The organism is Streptomyces sp. NPDC046716 (assembly GCF_040645755.1).
GTDB lineage: Bacteria > Actinomycetota > Actinomycetes > Streptomycetales > Streptomycetaceae > Streptomyces.
The window spans coordinates 43,043-61,265 of record NZ_JBEYYU010000035.1 but is presented as its reverse complement, the minus strand read 5'-3'; the positions used below and the strand labels follow the sequence as shown (position 1 = coordinate 61,265).

Below are 18,223 nucleotides of genomic sequence, written 5' to 3'. Positions count from 1 at the left end.
TATTGTGGCGGTCTTGCAACACAGCCACATCACTCCGCCCGTCGCAGCAGGTCACGCCAGGCCCGCCTCCCTCATCTGGCGCAGCTCCTTCTTCATCTCCGACACCTCGTCGCGGAGTCGTGCCGCGATCTCGAACTGGAGATCGGCCGCCGCGGCGCGCATCCGCTCGGTCAGCTCCTCGATCTGCTCGGAGAGTTCGGCCGCCGGACGGTCGGTGGGCACGGCCGGCTCCGCCTTGCCGCGCTTCTTCTTGCCCGTGTCCGCCGTGCCGAGCGACGGGACGGGGGCCTTGGCACCCTTTCCGTCCTTGCCGCCCTTGCGGTAACCGGTGCCGAGCAGCGCCTCGGTGTCGACGTCCTCGCGCGCGATGGACGCCACGATGTCGTTGATCTTCTTGCGCAGGGGCTGCGGGTCGATCCCGTTCGCCTCGTTGTACGCGATCTGCTTCTCGCGGCGGCGGTTGGTCTCGTCGATGGCCTTCTCCATCGCCGGGGTGATCTTGTCGGCGTACATGTGGACCTGCCCCGACACGTTTCGCGCGGCGCGGCCGATGGTCTGGATCAGGGACGTCCCGGAGCGCAGGAAGCCCTCCTTGTCGGCGTCGAGGATCGCCACCAGGGACACCTCGGGGAGGTCGAGGCCCTCGCGCAGCAGGTTGATGCCCACCAGGACGTCGTACTCGCCCGCGCGCAGTTCGCGCAGCAGCTCGACGCGGCGCAGGGTGTCCACGTCGCTGTGCAGGTAGCGCACCTGGATGCCCAGCTCCAGGAAGTAGTCCGTGAGGTCCTCGGCCATCTTCTTGGTGAGGGTGGTGACGAGGACGCGCTCGTCCTTCTCGGTGCGCGTGCGGATCTCGTGCACCAGGTCGTCGATCTGCCCCTCGGTGGGCTTGACGACGACCTCGGGGTCGATGAGGCCGGTGGGGCGGATGATCTGCTCGACGAAGCCGTCCGAGCGGGCGAGCTCGTAGTTTCCGGGCGTCGCCGACAGGTAGACGGTCTGGCCGATGCGCTCCTGGAACTCCTCCCACTTCAGGGGGCGGTTGTCGAGCGCGGACGGCAGGCGGAAGCCGTGGTCCACCAGGGTGCGCTTGCGGGAGGCGTCGCCCTCGTACATGGCGCCGATCTGCGGCACGGTGACGTGCGACTCGTCGATGACGAGCAGGAAGTCGTCCGGGAAGTAGTCGAGCAGCGTGTTCGGCGGGGAGCCGGGCTCGCGGCCGTCGAAGTGCATCGAGTAGTTCTCCACGCCGGAGCAGGAGCCGATCTGGCGGAGCATCTCGAGGTCGTACGTGGTCCGCATGCGAAGGCGCTGGGCCTCCAGCATCTTGCCCTGCTTCTCCAGCTCGGTGAGGCGCTCGCCCAGTTCCTTCTCGATGTCGTTCGCCGCGCGCTCCAGGCGCTCGGGGCCCGCCACGTAGTGCGTCGCCGGGAAGATGTAGAGCGACTCGTCGTCGCTGATGACCTCTCCGGTGAGCGGGTGGAGGGTGGAGAGCGACTCGATCTCGTCGCCGAACATCTCGATGCGGACCGCGAGCTCCTCGTAGACGGGGAAGATCTCGATGGTGTCGCCGCGCACCCGGAAGGTGCCGCGCGTGAACGCCAGGTCGTTGCGCGTGTACTGGATGTCGACGAAGCGGCGCAGCAGGTCGTCGCGGTCGATCTCGTCGCCGACCTTCAGCTGGACCATGCGGTCCACGTACTCCTGCGGCGTGCCGAGGCCGTAGATGCAGGAGACGGAGGCGACCACGACGACGTCGCGGCGGGTCAGCAGCGAGTTCGTCGCCGAGTGGCGCAGGCGCTCCACCTCCTCGTTGATCGAGGAGTCCTTCTCGATGTAGGTGTCCGACTGCGGGACGTACGCCTCGGGCTGGTAGTAGTCGTAGTACGAGACGAAGTACTCCACCGCGTTGTTCGGCAGCAGCTCGCGGAATTCGTTCGCCAGCTGGGCGGCCAGCGTCTTGTTCGGCGCCATCACCAGGGTGGGGCGCTGGAGCTTCTCGATCATCCACGCCGTGGTGGCGGACTTGCCGGTGCCGGTCGCGCCGAGCAGGACGACGTCCTTCTCGCCTGCTGTGACGCGCTTCTCCAGCTCGGCGATGGCCGCGGGCTGGTCACCGCTGGGCTGGTACGGGCTGACGACCTCGAAAGGCGCCACCGTGCGTTCGATCTTGGATACGGGCCGCATGGAATCAACCGTACGACCCACCACTGACAACCGGGCCGGATCAGCTCGCGGAGGCGGGCGTCACCAGTCCTGCGGGGTGCGGCCCGGCTCCTGCCGGCCGAAGGAGCGCCGCGCGCGGCTCTGGTTCCTCTGCGGGGGGCGGGGGGCGGCGGCGTCCTTGCGGTGCTCCGCCGCCTCCTGGGCGTCGCGCCAGTCGGGGCGGCCCATGACCATCAGGGGATCGAACATGACGACGACGCCGGCCAGCAGGAGGAAGCAGAGCGGGCCGATCATCATGGGCGCGATGATGCCGGCGGCCGTGTCGCCTCCGGGATTACCGGTGGTCGAGCTCTGGAGATGCACGCTGACGCCCGTCATCGCCATGTAGTGCATGCCGGACACGGCGAGTCCCATGACGAGGCTCGCGCCGAGGCTCCAGAGGATTCCGCGGACCTGTACGGCCGCCCACAGGGCCAGGGTGGCGGCCACCATGGCGATCACCACGGAGGCCACCACGGTGACGATGTTGTACTGAATCGCCCCGTGAAGGCGCATTCCGGCCATTCCGAGGTAGTGCATCGTGGCGACGCCCAGACCGGTGATGGTGCCCCCGGTGAAGAGGGCGGGACCGGTCGCTCCCCGGTAGCCGACGATGAAGACGCCGAGGCCGACCATGACGATGGCGACGCCGAGGCTCGCGAACGTCGTGGCCATGTCGTAGTGGATGGGCACTCCTTCGACGGAGAAGCCCATCATCGCGATGAAGTGCATCGTCCAGATGCCCGAACCGATGGCGGCCGATCCGAGGGCGAGCCAGCCGGCCCGCCAGGTGTTGGCCACCAGAAGCGATCTGGTCGTGCAGCGCAAGCCCAGTGCGCCTCCCAGGCACGCCATGAGATACGCCACCACCGGTGTGACGAGTCCATAACTGAAGCCGTCGACCGTGCCCTGCATGTGTCGCAGCCCTTCCGCCCTGTTGTGCCGTGAGGTGCCTTGCTGGTGCCCCTGGGGCGACCACCGGAGTGGTCGCGGTTGAGCCTGAGATTAAAGCTCACGCGGGAACGTCCGAACGATTTTCCGGCAAAGAATCATGGCATCCGACACGGGGGTCGTCGCAGTTGGGTAACTCCGTTCAACCTCTGACCATCCTTCGCCTGTGTTCTGTTGGCTCCGGGCTGTCACGCTCGAGCCGTCCGTGATCTCTCGACGCACGAGGAGCAGACGTGTCCGCACGTACAGCAGTCGCCCTGACCTGCGTGACCGGTTCGGCCGTCATCGGGGTTCTGGTCCTCCCCACGGCGGCCCAGGCCGCCCCCGGGTCCCTTCGACACGACGGTCCGGTGATCGTCGCCCACCGCGGTGCCTCCGCCTACGCCCCCGAAAATACTCTCGAAGCCGTCGACAAGGCGGACAGGCTCGGCTTCGACTGGGTCGAGAACGACGTCCAGCGCACCAAGGACGGCGCCCTGGTGGTCCTGCACGACACGACCCTGGCGCGCACCACCGATGTGGAGCAGGTCTTTCCCGACCGCGCTCCGTGGAACGTACGGGACTTCACCGCCGCCGAGATCGCCAAGCTGGACGCGGGCAGCTGGAAGGGCGCCGAGTTCACGGGCGCGCGGATCCCGACGCTGCACCAGTACCTGAGGCGGGTGGAGCACAACCACCAGAAGCTCCTCCTGGAGATCAAGTCGCCCGAGCTGTACCCGGGCATCGAGGACCAGATCCTGCGGCAGCTGGGCCGGGACGGCTGGCTGAAGCGCGGGCACGTCAGGCAACGGCTGGTCATCCAGAGCTTCGACGCCGCCAGCGTCCGGACGGTGCACGAGCGCCGGCCCGACATCACGACCGGCTTCCTGGGCACTCCCGCCGTGGCGGAGCTGCCCGCGTACGCGAAGTTCGCCGATCAGATCAACCCGTCGAACACGACGATCGGCGCGGACTACGTCGCCGCGGTGCACGCGTTCAAGGGGCCGCACGGCAAGCCCCTCCAGGTCTACACGTGGACCGTCAACGACGCGGCGAGCGCGCAGCGTGTGGCCGGGTTCGGCGTCGACGGGATCATCACGAACAACCCCGACGTGGTGCGTGAGGCGCTGGCCGACTGAGGTCCGCCCGGCGTTGTCAGTGGCCCGCCGTACGGTGGTCGCCATGGACGCCACCGGGCAGAACGGGCAGGACACGGCCGCCGCGCAGCAGCGGGTCGTGTGGGCCGTCGTGGGCAGTGACATCGGGCCGCTGCTGCTGGCCGCGACGAGGGACGGTCTGGTGAGCGTGGTCTTCCACGCCACCGACGCGGTCCGGGACAAGGCGCTCGGCCGGATCGGCTCCCGCTTCGGGACCGAGCCGGTCGAGGCGCCGGACTCTCCGCTGCTCGCCGACGCGATACGGCAGTTGGCGGAGTATTTCGCCGGGCGGCGGCGCGACTTCGAGCTACCGCTGGACTGGTCGCTGATCACCGGGTTCAACCGGGAGGTGCTGCGCGAGCTGGCGGCCGGGGTGTCGTACGGCGCGGTCGTGGGGTACGGGGATCTGGCCCGGCGGGTCGGGCAGCCGGCCGCCGCTCAGGCCGTGGGGGCGGCGATGGGGGCGAACCCGCTGCCGGTCGTGGTGCCGTGCCACCGGGTCGTGGAGCGCGACGGGGGCATCGGGGGCTTCGGGGGCGGTCTCGAGACGAAGCGGAAGCTGCTGGCTCTGGAGGGGGTGTTGCCCGAACCCTTGTTCTGAGAGGGTCTCTGGGCTGCGGTTGCGCTGGGGCGGGGTGGGGGTTGTGTGATGCGTGCGGGTGACGGGTGGCTTCATCGCCTCAAGGGATCGCCCTCGAATGCCGGACGGGCTGACCGTGCCGAGTCGGTCGTGGGCGTCGAGGGGGACGTCACGGCGTTGCAGCGGCGTACGCAGCGTGTGCTCGTCGCCTCGCAGATACTCGGCGGTCTGGGCACCGCGACAGGCATCGCGCTGGCCGCTGTGCTCGCCAAGCGGGTGAGCGGGGACGAGGCGTTGTCCGGGCTCGCGTCCACCGCGAGCGTCGCCGGGACGGCGGTGCTCTCCGTGCCGCTGGCCGCGTTGATGAACGCGCGGGGGCGGCGGGCCGGGCTCGTGCTCGCCTATCTGATCGGCGTGGCGGGCGCGGCGCTGACCGTGGTCGCCGCGGTCGCCGGGAACTTCCCGCTGCTGCTCGTCGGGCTCGCCGGGTTCGGCGCTGCGTCGTCCGCGAATCTTCAGGCCCGGTACGCGGCCGCCGATCTGGCGGCGCCGGACCGGCGGGCCCGCGCGATCTCGACCGTCGTGTGGGCCACCACCATCGGCGCCGTGCTCGGGCCGAACATCGCGGCGCCCGCGGGCCGCAGTGTCACCGGGTTCGGGATACCGAAGGAGGCCGGTCCGTTCGTGTGGGCGGCCGGAGTCTTCCTCCTGGCCGCGGTCCTGGTGCAGGTCATGCTGCGGCCCGATCCGCTGCTCACCGCACGCGCGGCGGCCCCGGCAGCGGAGCGGAGACCCGAGGCACGCTCGGTCCGGGCGGGGTTCGAGGCGGTCGCCGCCTCACCGCGGGCCCGGCTCGCGCTGGTGACGGTCGCCGTGTCGCACACCGCGATGGTGTCGGTCATGTCGATGACACCGGTGGATCTCCAGCACCACGGCGCGGGCATCCAACTGATCGGCCTCGTGATCAGTGCGCACATCACGGGGATGTACGCGTTCTCCCCGGTCATGGGGCGGCTGGCCGACCGGTTCGGACGGCTCACGGTGATCGGGCTCGCCATCGGCCTGCTCGCGTGTGCGGCGCTGCTGGCCGGGACCGCGGACGGCAGTCGCGCGCAGAGCGCGGCGGGCCTGTTCACGCTCGGCCTCGGCTGGTCGGCGGGGCTCGTCGCGGGATCCGCCCTGCTCACCGACTCCGTGCCGCAGGCCGCGCGGGCCGCCGCACAGGGGCTGTCGGATCTGACGACGAGCCTGGCCGCGGGTGTCGGCGGCGCGACCGCGGGCCTGGTGGTGGCCACGGCGAGCTACGCGTGGCTGAACCTGGCGGCGGCCTGCCTGCTGCTGCCGCTCGGCGCGCTCGCGCTGTTCACCCGCCGCATACCCCTGCAGGGCTGACTGCCGGAAACATCGAGGCGAAACGTTCAGCCCAGGGTGATGTGGTACGCCTTGCGCAGCGTCTCGTGCACGGTCCACGTCGTGCGATCGCCCTCGCGCAGCACCGCCGCGCTGCCCGGGCCGACCTCCAGGGTGTCGCCGCCCTCGACCTCGACGGTGGCCCGGCCGCTGACGACCACGAACAGTTCGTTCGCCTCCGTGTCGGTGACCACGCCGGGCGTGATCTGCCAGATGCCGCGCAGCTGCGTGCCGTCCGACGACTCCCACAGCACCTTGCCGGTGACCTCGGGGGTGCCGGAGACGATCTGCGCGGGGTCGAGCGGCTCCGGTTCCAGCTCCACGTCCGGGACGCGCACGGCGAAGGAGGGGGCGGAGACGGCCGTGGCGGCTGCGGTCTGATCGTTCGCGGTCATGGCTGGTCACCCTAGTCGGCCTGCGTCCCTCCTCTCACTGGACGCCTCGTAGCGTGCCGGGCCCGCCGACTGGACGGCCCGTCGAGGGGCACACGACCGACAGACGCAAAAAGCGACTTGGCGACATGGCCAATACGAGGGAGTTCATGACGACATGGAGATCTCAGGGATTCTCAGCGCGATAGTGATCGGCATCATCATCGGCGTGCTCGGACGGCTGGTCCTGCCCGGGCGCCAACGGATCGGGATCCTGGCGACGATCGCCGTCGGCATCGTGGCGGCCCTGCTCGGCTCGGCGATCGCCGCGGGCCTCGACGTCGCCGACACCAACGGAGTGGACTGGATCGAGTGGCTGATCCAGATCGGTCTGGCCGCGCTGGGCGTGGGGCTGCTCGACCGGGGCCGCGCGCGCCGCTGAGCACGTTCCCCGCGGTCCGCGCCCGCCCGCCCGCTCGCCCTCCCTTCGACGGCGCGGCCTTCAACAGCACCGCGCCGCACGTCTCCTCAACGCGCCGATTCGGTAGCAGACTCCACCGTGCGCACAGCCGGAGCATCCGCCGACGACGAGCAACGGAGCCGAAGGGACGGCGATCGGGCATGAGCGGAAACAGGGCAGTCGCCTATCTCAAACCGGGCGCGGTGGAGGTCAGGACCATCGACCACCCGACGCTCGAACTGAAGGACGGCCCGGGGGTGGCGCGCGCCAACGTCGGCCGGATCTGCCGGCACGGCGTGATCCTCAAGGTGCTCGCCACCAACATCTGCGGCAGCGACCAGCACATGGTGCGCGGCCGCACCACGGCGCCCGAGGGCCTGGTCCTGGGCCACGAGATCACGGGCGAGATCGTCGAGAAGGGTCCCGACGTCGAGTTCCTGGACGTCGGCGACATCGTCTCGGTGCCGTTCAACATCGCGTGCGGCCGCTGCCGCAACTGCAAGGAACGCAAGACCGGCATCTGCCTGAACGTCAATCCCGCACGCCCCGGGGCCGCTTACGGCTACGTCGACATGGGCGGCTGGGTCGGTGGGCAGGCCGAGTTCGTGATGGTCCCGTACGCGGACTTCAACGCTCTGCGCTTCCCGGACGCCGACCAGGCGCGCGAGAAGCTCCTCGACCTGACGATGCTGTCGGACATCTTCCCGACCGGATTCCACGGCGCGCTCACGGCGGGGACGAAGGTCGGCTCGACCGTGTACGTCGCCGGTGCCGGGCCCGTCGGTCTCGCGGCGGCCGCGTCGGCGTACCTGCTGGGCGCCGCCGTGGTGATCGTCGGCGATCTGAACCCCGAACGGCTGGCCCAGGCACGGAGCTTCGGCTGTGAGACGGTCGACCTGACACAGGGCACCGCCGAGGACCAGGTGGCGCAGATCCTGGGCGTGCCGGAGGTCGACGCCGCCGTGGACGCGGTCGGCTTCGAGGCCCGCGCGCACGGACCGGACTCACCGGAGGCACCGGCGACGGTCCTGAACTCCCTGATGGGTCTCACGGCGGCCGGTGGCGCGCTCGGCATCCCGGGCCTCTACGTGACCGACGACCCGGGCGGTGTCGACCAGGACGCGCGCACCGGGACGCTGAAGGTGCGGCTGGGTCTCGGCTGGGCGAAGAGCCATCGGCTCACGACCGGCCAGTGCCCCGTCATGGAGTACCACCGGGGCCTGATGATGGCGATTCTGCACGAGCGCGTGCATATCGCGAAGGCCGTCAACGCGACGGTGATCGGGCTTGAGGACGCGCCGCGCGGTTACGCGGAGTTCGATCAGGGGGCGAGCAGGAAGTACGTCCTCGATCCACACGGCGCGCTGAGCGGAGTACGGCCCGTCTAGAAGTACGGCACAGCCGGGGGAAGGGGGCTCCACGCGCGCGTGGAGCCCCCTTTCCGCGTTCCTTGTGGGTTGTTTGTGGGTTCCTTGTGGCTTCTTCCGTGTGCGCCTCGCCCAGGGGTCGCGTGTTTGAGAGTGACGCGCGTCCGCCAGGGATGTCAGGGACAGATCAGAGGGGCGGAGGAGGCACGCGCATGCTGATGGTGTCGGACGAGATACGTGACGCGGTCGGAGCGGGGCGCCCGGTGGTGGCGCTGGAATCGACGATCATCGCTCATGGGCTGCCGCGGCCCCGGAATCTGCGGGTGGCCCTCGAACTCGAGGACGTCGTACGGGACGAGGGGGCGGTGCCCGCGACGATCGCCGTCCTGGACGGGCGTCCCCACGTCGGCCTGGACAAGGCGCAGGTGGAGCGGGTCGCCAATGAGGACGGTATCCGCAAGCTGAGCCAGCGGGATCTTCCGCTCGCCATGGCGACGGGCGCCAGCGGTGCGACGACCGTCTCCGCGACGGCGCTGCTCGCGGCGCGCGCCGGAATACGGGTCTTCGCGACGGGCGGCCTCGGCGGGGTGCACCGGGGCTGGACGCAGACCCAGGACGAGTCGGCCGACCTGGGGCTGCTCGCCCGTACGCGGATCACCGTGGTCTGTGCGGGCGTCAAGTCGATCCTCGATGTGCCGGCCACGTTGCAGCGGCTGGAGACGCTGGGGGTGGCGGTGGCCGGTTACGGCACGGAGCGCTTCCCCGGCTTCTACCTGGCCGACTCCGGGGAGCCGGTGGACTGGACGCTGCGCACTCCGGAGGAGGTGGCCCGGGTCATGCGTGCCCAGGACGGGCCGGCGGGGCAGGAGTCGGCGCTGATCGTCGCCAACCCCGTACCGGAGGAGTCCCAGTTGGATCCGGCGCTGCACGCGCGCGTGCTGGAGGGCGGGCTGCGGGCCTGTGCCGAGGCGGGCGTCACCGGGCAGGGCGTGACGCCGTTCCTGCTTGACTACTTGGTTCGGCACACCGACGGGGCCTCCCTGGAGGCGAACCTGGCGGCCGTGCGCGGGAACGTCCGGCTGGCCGCGCGGATCGCGGCGGCCCGGGCCCGGATGTGACGCGGGCCGACGGGGCGCTGCTCGTCGTCGGCGACGTCGTCACGGACGTCGTCGCCCGGCATCGCGGACCGCTCGCCAAGGGGACGGACACGGCGGCGCTGATCCGTACGGTGCCGGGCGGGGCGGGGGCCAATGTGGCCTGTTGGGCGGCGTACGCGGGCTGCCCCGATGTGGCGTTGCTCGGGCGGGTCGGGGCGGACTCGGCGCGGTGGCACGAGGAGGCGCTGGTGCGGGCCGGGGTGCGGCCGCTGCTCGTGGTGGACGACGAGGCGCCGACCGGGGCCGTCGTGAGCCTCGTGGACGAGGACGACGGCGGCGAGCGGACGTTTCTGACGGACAGTGGGGCGTCGTTGCGGGTGGGACCCGAGGACTGGTCGGCCGCGCGGCTGGACGGGGTGGGGTGGCTGCACCTGTCCGGGTATCTGTTCTTCTCCGGCACGGGGCGGGCGTTGGTGTCCGTCGCGGTGCGCGACGCACGCGCGCGCGGGGTGCCGGTGAGTGTGGATCCGGCGTCGGCCGGGTTTCTGCGGGACCTGGGCGTCGAACGGTTCCTGACGCTGGCCGAGGGGGTCGATGTGCTGGTGCCCAGCCTGGACGAGGCGGTACTGCTCAGTGGTGTCGAGGACGCGGGGGACGCAGGGGCGAAGTTGAGCGGACGGTTCTCGGTGGTCGTCGTGAAGGCCGGGGCCTCGGGGGCGTTGGTCGCGCGGGGTGGGGTGGTGCGGGAGCGGGCGGGTGTCTCGGCGGGGGTGGTGGTGCGGGATTCGACGGGGGCCGGGGATGCGTTCACCGGGGCGGTGGTCGCCGCGCGGCTTCGGGGGGTGTCGTGGCGGGAGGCTGTGGGTGCGGGGTGTCGGGCCGGGGAGGTCGCGGTGGGGGTGGTCGGGGGACGGCCGCCGGGGTGAGCGTGGTGGTGCTGGGGTTCGCCGCCGCGGGTGGGGAGTCCCCCGGCCCGCCCCTTCCCGAAACCGGGGCTGCGCCCCTGGACCCCTTCGTGGGGTGGGCGGGGCGCAGTTGGGGAGGGGTGGTGAGGGCGGTGGGGCGGGTGACGGCGGTGGTGGGCTGGGCGCCCAGTTCCCCGCGCCCCTTTGGGGCGCTTGGGCTCGGCGCGCGGTTGTCCGCGGCCCTTCGGGGCGTCTTCGCTAGGACGTCTTCTTGCCCCACGTCGAGATCAGGGGGGCCGTCGCCAGGTCCATCGTGCCCTCGGAGACGTTGGCCAGGTGGCGGTCGATCTCGGCGTCCGTGGCCAGGTTCGCGGAGACCAGGTCGGCTCGGATCTGCTCGACCGTCGCCGCCTCCAGGGCCGTGCAGGCGGGCGAGGTCAGGGGGAAGTACGCGTCCGCCTCCACCTGGCTCAGGCCGGCCTCGCGCAGCAGGCGCGGGAGCTTGCGGCCGTAGCTCAGGTCGGCGCCGCGCTCGGCGAGCAGGGAACGGAAGCCGTGGCGCAGGCGGTTGGCCAACTGCTGTTCGGGACCCGACTCGTCGGGGCAGAGCAGCGGCTGGAGTGCGGGGTCGGCGTCCTCGATGAGGAGACGGCCGCCGGGGCGCAGCGCCTGGATCATGGACCGGAGCGCCCGCTCCCGGTCCGGGACGTGGACCAGCACGAGTCGGGCGTGGACCAGGTCGAAGGTCTCGGCCGGCGGCGCGTCGACGCCGATGTCGTGCCGGCGCACCTCGACCGGGGAACGCGGCGAACTGGTCTGCCAGGACGTGTCGATGTCGGTGGCGAGCACGCGCCCGGTCGGCCCGACCTGCCGGGCGAGCCAGGACACCACCGAGGTGCCGCCCGCGCCGACCTCCCAGCAGCGCCAGCCGGATCCGATGCCCAGCCGCTCGATGTGACGGAACGTCGTGGGATCGAACAGCGTCGACAGCGCGTCGAACCGCTGGCCCGCCTCGGGCCGCTGATTGTCGAGAAGGTATGCGTGGCCGCCGGATGGAGTCATGTCCCGATCATCCCAGCCCCACCCCGTATACCGGGCATTTGACCTGGCCGCGGACGTCTCCGCAGAGATCCCCGCGAAGAGATCCGGAGCGGAATCCTCCGTTCCCACAGGGCTCGACACGGTGTCGGCGATCGCTGGCAGACTGGCTCGCCGGGTCGTCCTCACGGCAGGACGACCGCCAGGTACCAGCACGTACGCACAGCGGCGCGAGGAGCCGAGCATGTCGATGGCGGGCAATCTGCGAAAGGTCGGCAGCCTGAGCAGGGTGGGCGGGCTGCGGAGAGTCGCGCGTCTGGCACGACGACGGCCGCGGGTCGATCTGAGCCACCCGGCGCGTTCCCCGCTCGGGTCGGCGGTGGTCAACTGCGTGACGTACCGCGACGGGCGGCGGGAGACCGGCGGGCAGGATCTCGTCGAGGCGGTGCGCGCGGTGCGCAAGGCGGACGACGGGTTCGTGTGGCTCGGTCTGCACGAGCCGTCGGAGCTCGAGTTCGCCGGCATCGCGGACCTGTTCGATCTGCATCCGCTCGCCGTGGAGGACGCGGTCCACGCGCACCAGCGACCGAAGGTCGAGCGGTACGGGACGACGCTGTTCGCCGTGCTGAAGACGGTCTGTTACGTCGAGCACGCGGAGCTGACGGCCACCAGCGAGGTCGTCGACACCGGCGAGATCATGGTGTTCGTCGGCCATGACTTCGTCATCACGGTGCGGCACGGACGGCACGGGTCGCTCGGACCCGTGCGGGAGTCCCTCGAGGCGAATCCCGAGCAGCTCGCCAAGGGGCCCGCGGCGGTGCTGCACGCCATCGCGGACGGCGTGGTCGACGACTATCTGACGGTGATCGACGAGGTCCAGGCGGACATCGACGAGGTCGAGACGGAGGTCTTCGCGCGGAACGGGGCACGGGCCGACCCCGGCCGGATCTATCAGCTCAAGCGGGAGCTGCTGGAGTTGAAGCGGGCGGTGGCGCCGCTGTCCCGTCCGGTGCTCGAGCTGGCGGGGAGACCGTTCCCGGCCGTGCCGCCCGAGATACAGGCGTACTTCCGTGACGTGTCGGACCATCTGCTGCGGGCGGTGGAGCAGATAGCGGCGTTCGACGAACTGCTCAACTCGATTCTGCAGGCCCATCTCGCGCAGGTGACGGTCGCGCAGAACGAGGACATGCGCAAGATCACGGCATGGGCCGCGATCGTCGCGGTGCCGACGATGGGCTGCGGGATCTACGGCATGAACTTCGAGCACATGCCGGAGCTGCACTGGCGGTTCGGCTATCCGCTCATGCTGTCCGTCATCGCCGCGATCTGTTTCGTGGTGTACCGGGGCTTCAAGCGCAACGGATGGCTGTGACGAGGGGCCGCCGAGCCGGCGTCAGCCGCCGTTCCACGCGGGGTGGCGGGGGTCGTCGGCGCGGATGACGACATCGGCGTGCTCGGCGGGGGCGGTCTCGGTGTCGTAGCGGGCGAACGCCGGAAGCGTCCAGTGGTCGGGCTCGGGGGTGCGGCGGCGCAGGGCACCGGGCGACAGGCTCACATGGACCGTCAGGTCGAAGGGGAACCAGTGGTTCAGGAGGAGGGGGCCATGGAGCAACAGGACTCCGCCGGGCGCGAGTCGGACGGGGGCGCTGCGGGTGGCGCGGTCGGTGACCGGGTCCCACAGGTCGGGCAGGACGCGGCCGGTGCCGTCCGGTTCGAGGGGGCCGAACACCTCGCGCCACAGGGCGCCCGTGTCGAACCAGCCGGTGTAGTACGCCTCCACGTCCTCGTGTCCGTACTCGTAGCGGAGGGAGGCCGGGCGCAGGAAGCCTTCCGTGGCGACGGCCAGCGAAGACCGGCCGCGCACGCGCAGCGCCTCGTGGACGCGGGCCGCCAGGTCGCCGGGGCGGGCGGCCGGCGCCCCGTCGAAGGCCACCTTCGGCCAGGGGCCGCCGTCTGACGGCTTCAGGTCGAGCAGTCGCTCGGCGAGCGCGTCGCCGAGCCGTTCCCAAGTGATCGCTTCGAGTCGCACACGATCCATGATGCCGGGCGGCGCGGGGGCGGTGGCCGGGTGTCCGGGGTGGGCATGACGTCGGTATGAGCGGCGTCGATCCTCCTTTTCCCGTCACCCGCGGTCCTCTCGTCTTCCAGCCGGTCAAGCGGCGGCGGTGCGGCGCGTGCCGGAGCGGGCCGCTCGCGCTGCTGGTGCTCGAGGACGGGCAGCCGCGCTGTCTGGACTGCGCGGACCTGGGGCATCTGGTGTTCCTGCCGCGTGGCGACAGCGCGCTGACCAGGCGGGCGAGGGAGGAGAGCGGGCTGTCGGCGGTCGTGGTGCGGTTCCACCGGCGGCGGGGGCGTTACGAGCGGCAGGGGGTGCTGGTCGAGGAGGGCGGGCTCGTGCGGGCCGAGGCGCGGTGTCTGGCCGACGCGGAGGCGCGGGCCCGGCGCCGGGAGCGGGACGCCGCGCGGCGGGCGGCGGAGGACGTGCGGTTCGTGGCGGCGTTCGCCGCGGAGATCCGGCGGCTGTATCCCGGGTGTCCCGAGGTGCGGGCCCTGGCCATCGCCGGGCACGCGGGGTTGCGCGGCAGCGGGCGGGTGGGACGCAGTGCGGCGGGGCGGGCACTGTCGGAAGGGGCGGTGGCGGCGGCCGTGCGCGCCGCGGTGCGGCACGGGGACACCCCGTACGACCGCTTGTTGATGGCGGGGGTGGCGCGGAGGGAGGCGCGGAATCGGGTCGGTGGGGCGGTGCGGGCGGTGCTCGAGGAGTGGGCGGCGGGTGATCGAGCGGATTCGGGTGATGCGGCGGGGTGGGGTGACGGGACGGTTTCGGATGATTCCGGCGGTCCGGATCGGGGTGCGTGATCGAACGTGATGGTTTCGGTATGCGGAAGGTGTGCATACATGAGCGGAAACCTCTCCCCCTACCCGCACATGTGCGGCATGATCCCTTCACATAAACAGTCAGGGGGACAGATCAGGGGGGCAGCTGATGATCGAGGGGCCGTACTTCGTTCTGGTGGTGCTCGGGGCGTTGTGGTGCGGGGTCGCGTCCGGGGTGTTCGTCGCGTTCTCGACCCTCGTGATGCGCGGGCTGGGCGCGCTGCCGGCCGCGCGCGGGATCGCCGCGATGAACGCGATCAACGTCGCCGCGATGACCCCGGCCTTCATGGTCGTCTTCATGGGTGCGGCGCTGCTGTGCGCGGTGATCGCGGTCGTGACGTTCGTGCTCTGGCCGGAGCCCGGGACGGCTGAGTTGCTGGTGGGATGCGCGCTGTATCTGGCGGGATCGTTCGGCGTGACCATCGTGGCGAACATTCCGCGCAACGACGCGCTCGCCAAGCTGGCCGGTGACGAGGATTCGGAGCACAGCGCGGCGTACTGGCGTCGCTATCTGAGCGAGTGGACCCTCTGGAACCACGTGCGGGGCGGCGCCTCGCTCGCGGCGTCGGCGGCGTTCGTGCTCGCCCTGACCTGAGCACCCGGCCCGGTGGAACGGGCGAGGCGGACCAACCCGACGTATCGTGACGAACAGTGTCACAGCGTAGGGAGACGGCCGTGGCCTCGGACCCCAAGGGCTTTCTCACCACACCGCGACAGGAAGCGCCGCGCCGCCCCGTCGAGGAGCGGGTGCGCGACTGGGACGAGGTCTACGTCCCCGGCGGGCTGCTGCCGATCGTGGGCGCTCAGGCGGACCGGTGCATGGACTGCGGGATCCCGTTCTGCCACGAGGCGTGCCCGCTGGGGAATCTGATCCCGGAGTGGAACGAACTGGTCGCGCGGGACGACTGGCGCGCCGCGAGCGAGCGGCTGCACGCCACCAACAACTTTCCCGAGTTCACCGGGCGGCTGTGTCCCGCCCCCTGTGAGGCGGGCTGCGTCCTCGCCATCAACCAGCCCGCGGTGACCATCAAGAACGTGGAGGTGGCGATCGCCGACCGGGCCTGGGACGAGGGTTTCGTCGCCGCCCGGCCGCCGGAGCGGCTCAGCGGGCGGACCGTCGCCGTCATCGGTTCGGGGCCCGCGGGGCTCGCGGCGGCGCAGCAGTTGACGCGTGCGGGGCACACCGTCGCCGTGTACGAGCGGGACGACCGGGTGGGCGGGCTGCTGCGGTACGGAATCCCCTCCTTCAAGATGGAGAAGGCCCAACTGGACCGGAGGGTGGCCCAGTTGACGGAGGAGGGTGTGCGGTTCCGGACGTCCGTTGAGATCGGGCGGGACCTCGGGGCCGACCGCTTGCGGGCCCGGTACGACGCCGTGGTCGTCGCCACCGGGGCGACGGCGTGGCGGGAACTGGACGTGCCGGGAGCGGAGTTGGCCGGGGTCCATCAGGCGATGGAGTACCTGCCGCTCGCCAACCGGGTCGGCGAGGGCGATCTGGGGGTGTCCCCGCTCACCGCGGAGGGGAAGCACGTCGTCATCGTCGGCGGCGGGGACACCGGAGCGGACTGCCTGGGCACGGCGGTGCGGGAACGGGCGGCGTCCGTCTCGCAGTTGGACATCTACGCCCGGCCCGGTGACGCCCGCGACGAGGAGGCCGAGCCCTGGCCGACGTATCCGAAGCTGTACCGGTTGTCGGCCGCGCACGAGGAGGCGGGCGAGCTGCGGACGGCCCCGGCGGCCGACGCGGACGCGCGGCTCTTCGCGGCGTCGACGCTCCGCTTCACCGGGGACGCGGCCGGGCGGGTGCGGGAGGTGCACCTGGTCGAGGTGGACGCGGGGCGCAGACCTCGGGCCGGAACGGAGCGCACGCTGCCCGCCGATCTGGTGCTGATCGCGCTCGGGTTCCACGGCCCGGAGCACCGGGCCGGCGGACTCGTCGACCAGTTGGGGCTCGGGCTGGGCGAGCGGGGCGGGCTCGCGCGGGATGCCGCGTTCGCGACCGAGGTACCGGGGGTGTTCGTGGCCGGGGACGCGGGGCGGGGGCAGTCGCTCGTGGTGTGGGCGATCGCGGAAGGGCGGGCCGCCGCCGCGGCGGTCGACCGGTGGCTGACGGGGGCGACGCGGTTGCCGGTGCCGATCGAGGCGCACGATCGCCCCATGGGGGTGTGAGCCGCCCTCCGACCGCACGGGCCGTCCGGCGGCCGTGTCGGTGATCGTCTGTAGGCTGCGACCTCATGACGGGATCGGGGGCGGAACCGGGGGGTTCGAAGGCGGGGCCGGCGGCCGGTTCGTGGGTCGACTCGGCCGAGCGGCTCGGGGTCGACCTGCATCTGGAACTGTCGGGCTCGGGGAGCCGGCGGACCGCGCTGGCCGGCGCGCTGCGGGACGCCGTGCGGTCCGGGCGACTGCCGCCCGGGACCCGGCTGCCCCCGTACCGCGCGCTCGCCGCCGACCTCGGCGTCGCCCGCAACACGGTCGCCGACGCCTACGCCGAACTCGTCGCCGAGGGCTGGCTCACCGCCCGCCAGGGATCGGGCACCCGGGTCGCGGCGCGGGCCCGGCCGCCGGCCGGGGCCGGGAGGGTGCCGGAGGAGGCACTGGTACGCGATCCTGGGCCGGCGCACGATCTGCGGCAGGGGTCGCCGGACGCGTCGGCGTTCCCACGGGCCGCGTGGGCGGCGGCGTACCGGCGGGCCCTGGGCACCGCGCCCGCCGCCGCCTTCGGGCCCGGCGACCCACGGGGCCGCATCGAGCTGCGCACCGCGCTCGCCGAATACCTGGCGCGCTCGCGCGGGGTGCGCACCGTGCCCGGGCGCATCGTCGTCTGCTCGGGGTTCGCGCACGCGCTGCGGCTGCTCTACGGGGAGAAGGTGCTGCGCGGCCCGCTCGCCGTGGAGGAGTACGGGCTGGCGTTCCACCGGGAGCTGCTGGCCGGGGCGGGGGTGCGGACGGTTCCGCTCGCGGTCGACGAACACGGGGCGAGGGTGGCGGAGTTGAGCCCGTCCGGGAGCGGTGCGCGCGGGGTGCTGCTCACCCCGGCGCACCAGTTTCCCACGGGTGGGCCGTTGCGCCCGGAGCGGCGGGCCGCCGTGGTGGACTGGGCGCGCGGGCGCGGCGGGCTGGTGGTGGAGGACGACTACGACGGGGAGTTCCGGTACGACCGCAAGCCCGTCGGGGCGGTGCAGGGGCTGGATCCCGAGCACGTCGTGTACGTCGGGTCGGTGAGCAAGAGCCTCTCCCCCGCGCTGCGGCTGGGGTGGATGGTGCTGCCGGGGCGTCTGGTGCGGGACGTGGTCGCCGCGAAGGGTGAGCGGGAGGGGTGGACGAGCGCGCTCGATCAGTTGGCGCTCGCCGAGTTCCTGTCGTCGGGGTCGTACGACCGGCACGTACGGCGGATGCGGCAGCGCTACCGGGCGCGCCGGGATCTGCTGGTGACGGCGCTGGCCGAGCGGGCGCCGTGGGCCGAGGTCGGCGGGGCCGCGGCCGGGCTGCACGCCGTGGTGCGACTGCCCGCCGGGCGGGAGCGGGACGTGCTCTCCGCGGCGCGGGCGCGGGGGATCGCGGTGGAGGGGCTGACGGCGTTCCGGCATCCGGGGGCGGTGGGCGGCCCGGGCGGCGACGGCCTGGTCGTCGGCTACGCGGCGGCGGCCGAGCGGGCGTACGGGGCGGCCGTCGAGGCGCTGTGCGAGGTGCTCGCGCGGGTGGGCTGAGCGCAGGGGGACAAGTACGGGTGCGACACGACAAGTACGGGTGGGACACGACAAGCACGGGTGGCACGAGCGCGGCCGGGACCGGCGGGCCGCACAACGCCTCGACGGCAGCCGCC

At 72.0% G+C, this 18,223-nt stretch carries 17 protein-coding genes; 12 read left to right on the top strand and 5 right to left on the bottom strand.

What is annotated here, in order from left to right:
- Window positions 1-51 precede the first annotated feature (51 nt).
- Together uvrB and ABZ930_RS25065 are read right to left on the bottom strand one after the other, a co-directional pair.
- Entirely contained in the window at window positions 52-2,187 is a 2,136-nt protein-coding gene (uvrB, locus tag ABZ930_RS25070) for an excinuclease ABC subunit UvrB (RefSeq protein ID WP_361551726.1), read from the bottom strand.
- 60 nt (window positions 2,188-2,247) lie between these two features.
- Window positions 2,248-3,120 carry an MHYT domain-containing protein gene (locus ABZ930_RS25065; RefSeq protein ID WP_361551723.1) on the bottom strand — a complete coding sequence of 291 codons (873 nt, stop codon included), beginning with the start codon at window positions 3,118-3,120 and terminating at the stop codon, window positions 2,248-2,250.
- Window positions 3,121-3,449: 329 nt separating this feature from the next.
- On the opposite strand from ABZ930_RS25065, the gene ABZ930_RS25060 reads away from it, so the two are divergent.
- From ABZ930_RS25060 to ABZ930_RS25050, 3 genes are read left to right on the top strand one after another with little or no spacing between them, the layout of a single operon-like run.
- Window positions 3,450-4,274 (top strand): glycerophosphodiester phosphodiesterase family protein, encoded by an 825-nt coding sequence (locus ABZ930_RS25060; RefSeq protein WP_361551817.1) that lies wholly within the window; start codon window positions 3,450-3,452, stop codon window positions 4,272-4,274.
- Between the two features lie 43 nt (window positions 4,275-4,317).
- On the top strand, window positions 4,318-4,893 hold the full coding sequence (locus ABZ930_RS25055) for a methylated-DNA--[protein]-cysteine S-methyltransferase (RefSeq protein WP_361551720.1): 576 nt from the start codon (window positions 4,318-4,320) through the stop codon (window positions 4,891-4,893).
- A gap of 45 nt (window positions 4,894-4,938) precedes the next feature.
- Window positions 4,939-6,264 (top strand): MFS transporter, encoded by a 1,326-nt coding sequence (locus tag ABZ930_RS25050; RefSeq protein WP_361551717.1) that lies wholly within the window; start codon window positions 4,939-4,941, stop codon window positions 6,262-6,264.
- 26 nt (window positions 6,265-6,290) lie between these two features.
- Here the strand turns inward: ABZ930_RS25050 and ABZ930_RS25045 are convergent, their stop codons facing one another.
- Window positions 6,291-6,677: a cupin domain-containing protein gene (locus ABZ930_RS25045; protein WP_361551714.1), complete on the bottom strand. Its 387-nt coding sequence runs from the start codon at window positions 6,675-6,677 to the stop codon at window positions 6,291-6,293.
- Window positions 6,678-6,831: 154 nt separating this feature from the next.
- Between ABZ930_RS25045 and ABZ930_RS25040 the strand changes: the two genes are divergently transcribed.
- The 4 genes from ABZ930_RS25040 (at window position 6,832) to ABZ930_RS25025 (ending at window position 10,503) form a co-directional block, all read left to right on the top strand.
- On the top strand, window positions 6,832-7,095 hold the full coding sequence (locus ABZ930_RS25040) for a GlsB/YeaQ/YmgE family stress response membrane protein (protein ID WP_351443580.1): 264 nt from the start codon (window positions 6,832-6,834) through the stop codon (window positions 7,093-7,095).
- Window positions 7,096-7,274: 179 nt separating this feature from the next.
- The gene (gene fdhA / locus ABZ930_RS25035; RefSeq protein WP_361551710.1) at window positions 7,275-8,501 is read left to right on the top strand and encodes a formaldehyde dehydrogenase, glutathione-independent; all 1,227 of its coding nucleotides are present in this window, start codon (window positions 7,275-7,277) and stop codon (window positions 8,499-8,501) included.
- 191 nt (window positions 8,502-8,692) lie between these two features.
- Entirely contained in the window at window positions 8,693-9,598 is a 906-nt protein-coding gene (locus ABZ930_RS25030) for a pseudouridine-5'-phosphate glycosidase (protein WP_361551707.1), read from the top strand.
- On the top strand, window positions 9,595-10,503 hold the full coding sequence (locus tag ABZ930_RS25025; RefSeq protein WP_361551704.1) for a PfkB family carbohydrate kinase: 909 nt from the start codon (window positions 9,595-9,597) through the stop codon (window positions 10,501-10,503). The genes ABZ930_RS25030 and ABZ930_RS25025 overlap by 4 nt, the downstream gene beginning before the upstream one ends.
- Window positions 10,504-10,740: 237 nt before the next feature.
- Here ABZ930_RS25025 and ABZ930_RS25020 read toward each other — a convergent pair whose 3' ends face one another.
- Window positions 10,741-11,544: a methyltransferase domain-containing protein gene (locus tag ABZ930_RS25020; protein WP_361551701.1), complete on the bottom strand. Its 804-nt coding sequence runs from the start codon at window positions 11,542-11,544 to the stop codon at window positions 10,741-10,743.
- Between the two features lie 220 nt (window positions 11,545-11,764).
- Here ABZ930_RS25020 and ABZ930_RS25015 point away from each other — a divergent pair, with 220 nt between their 5' ends.
- Window positions 11,765-12,892, top strand: a complete 1,128-nt coding sequence (locus ABZ930_RS25015; RefSeq protein WP_361551698.1) for a magnesium and cobalt transport protein CorA — start codon at window positions 11,765-11,767, stop codon at window positions 12,890-12,892.
- Window positions 12,893-12,913: 21 nt separating this feature from the next.
- On the opposite strand, the gene ABZ930_RS25010 is transcribed toward ABZ930_RS25015, so the two are convergent.
- A complete protein-coding gene (locus ABZ930_RS25010; RefSeq protein ID WP_361551695.1) occupies window positions 12,914-13,558 on the bottom strand; it encodes a uridine kinase in 645 nt (214 codons plus the stop codon).
- A 56-nt stretch (window positions 13,559-13,614) separates the two neighbouring features.
- Between ABZ930_RS25010 and ABZ930_RS25005 the strand changes: the two genes are divergently transcribed.
- From ABZ930_RS25005 to ABZ930_RS24990, 4 genes are all read left to right on the top strand, one after another.
- The gene (locus ABZ930_RS25005) at window positions 13,615-14,379 is read left to right on the top strand and encodes a DUF2293 domain-containing protein (protein WP_361551692.1); all 765 of its coding nucleotides are present in this window, start codon (window positions 13,615-13,617) and stop codon (window positions 14,377-14,379) included.
- Window positions 14,380-14,506: 127 nt separating this feature from the next.
- Complete coding sequence (locus ABZ930_RS25000; protein WP_361551689.1) at window positions 14,507-14,992, top strand: anthrone oxygenase family protein; 486 nt, start codon at window positions 14,507-14,509, stop codon at window positions 14,990-14,992.
- Window positions 14,993-15,072: 80 nt separating this feature from the next.
- Window positions 15,073-16,566, top strand: coding sequence for a glutamate synthase subunit beta (locus ABZ930_RS24995; protein ID WP_361551686.1), 1,494 nt, complete (start codon window positions 15,073-15,075; stop codon window positions 16,564-16,566).
- A gap of 65 nt (window positions 16,567-16,631) precedes the next feature.
- The gene (locus ABZ930_RS24990; RefSeq protein ID WP_361551683.1) at window positions 16,632-18,107 is read left to right on the top strand and encodes a PLP-dependent aminotransferase family protein; all 1,476 of its coding nucleotides are present in this window, start codon (window positions 16,632-16,634) and stop codon (window positions 18,105-18,107) included.
- Window positions 18,108-18,223: the final 116 nt, after the last annotated feature.

Bases quoted from the DNA above. Each gene is read 5' to 3' on its own strand.
- uvrB (WP_361551726.1), bottom strand. From the start codon at position 2,187: ATGCGGCCCGTATCCAAGATCGAACGCACGGTGGCGCCTTTCGAGGTC.
- ABZ930_RS25065 (WP_361551723.1), bottom strand. From the start codon at position 3,120: ATGCAGGGCACGGTCGACGGCTTCAGTTATGGACTCGTCACACCGGTG.
- ABZ930_RS25055 (WP_361551720.1), top strand. From the start codon at position 4,318: ATGGACGCCACCGGGCAGAACGGGCAGGACACGGCCGCCGCGCAGCAG.
- ABZ930_RS25045 (WP_361551714.1), bottom strand. From the start codon at position 6,677: ATGACCGCGAACGATCAGACCGCAGCCGCCACGGCCGTCTCCGCCCCC.
- ABZ930_RS25040 (WP_351443580.1), top strand. From the start codon at position 6,832: ATGGAGATCTCAGGGATTCTCAGCGCGATAGTGATCGGCATCATCATC.
- fdhA (WP_361551710.1), top strand. From the start codon at position 7,275: ATGAGCGGAAACAGGGCAGTCGCCTATCTCAAACCGGGCGCGGTGGAG.
- ABZ930_RS25030 (WP_361551707.1), top strand. From the start codon at position 8,693: ATGCTGATGGTGTCGGACGAGATACGTGACGCGGTCGGAGCGGGGCGC.
- ABZ930_RS25020 (WP_361551701.1), bottom strand. From the start codon at position 11,544: ATGACTCCATCCGGCGGCCACGCATACCTTCTCGACAATCAGCGGCCC.
- ABZ930_RS25015 (WP_361551698.1), top strand. From the start codon at position 11,765: ATGTCGATGGCGGGCAATCTGCGAAAGGTCGGCAGCCTGAGCAGGGTG.
- ABZ930_RS25010 (WP_361551695.1), bottom strand. From the start codon at position 13,558: ATGGATCGTGTGCGACTCGAAGCGATCACTTGGGAACGGCTCGGCGAC.
- ABZ930_RS25005 (WP_361551692.1), top strand. From the start codon at position 13,615: ATGAGCGGCGTCGATCCTCCTTTTCCCGTCACCCGCGGTCCTCTCGTC.
- ABZ930_RS25000 (WP_361551689.1), top strand. From the start codon at position 14,507: ATGATCGAGGGGCCGTACTTCGTTCTGGTGGTGCTCGGGGCGTTGTGG.
- ABZ930_RS24990 (WP_361551683.1), top strand. From the start codon at position 16,632: ATGACGGGATCGGGGGCGGAACCGGGGGGTTCGAAGGCGGGGCCGGCG.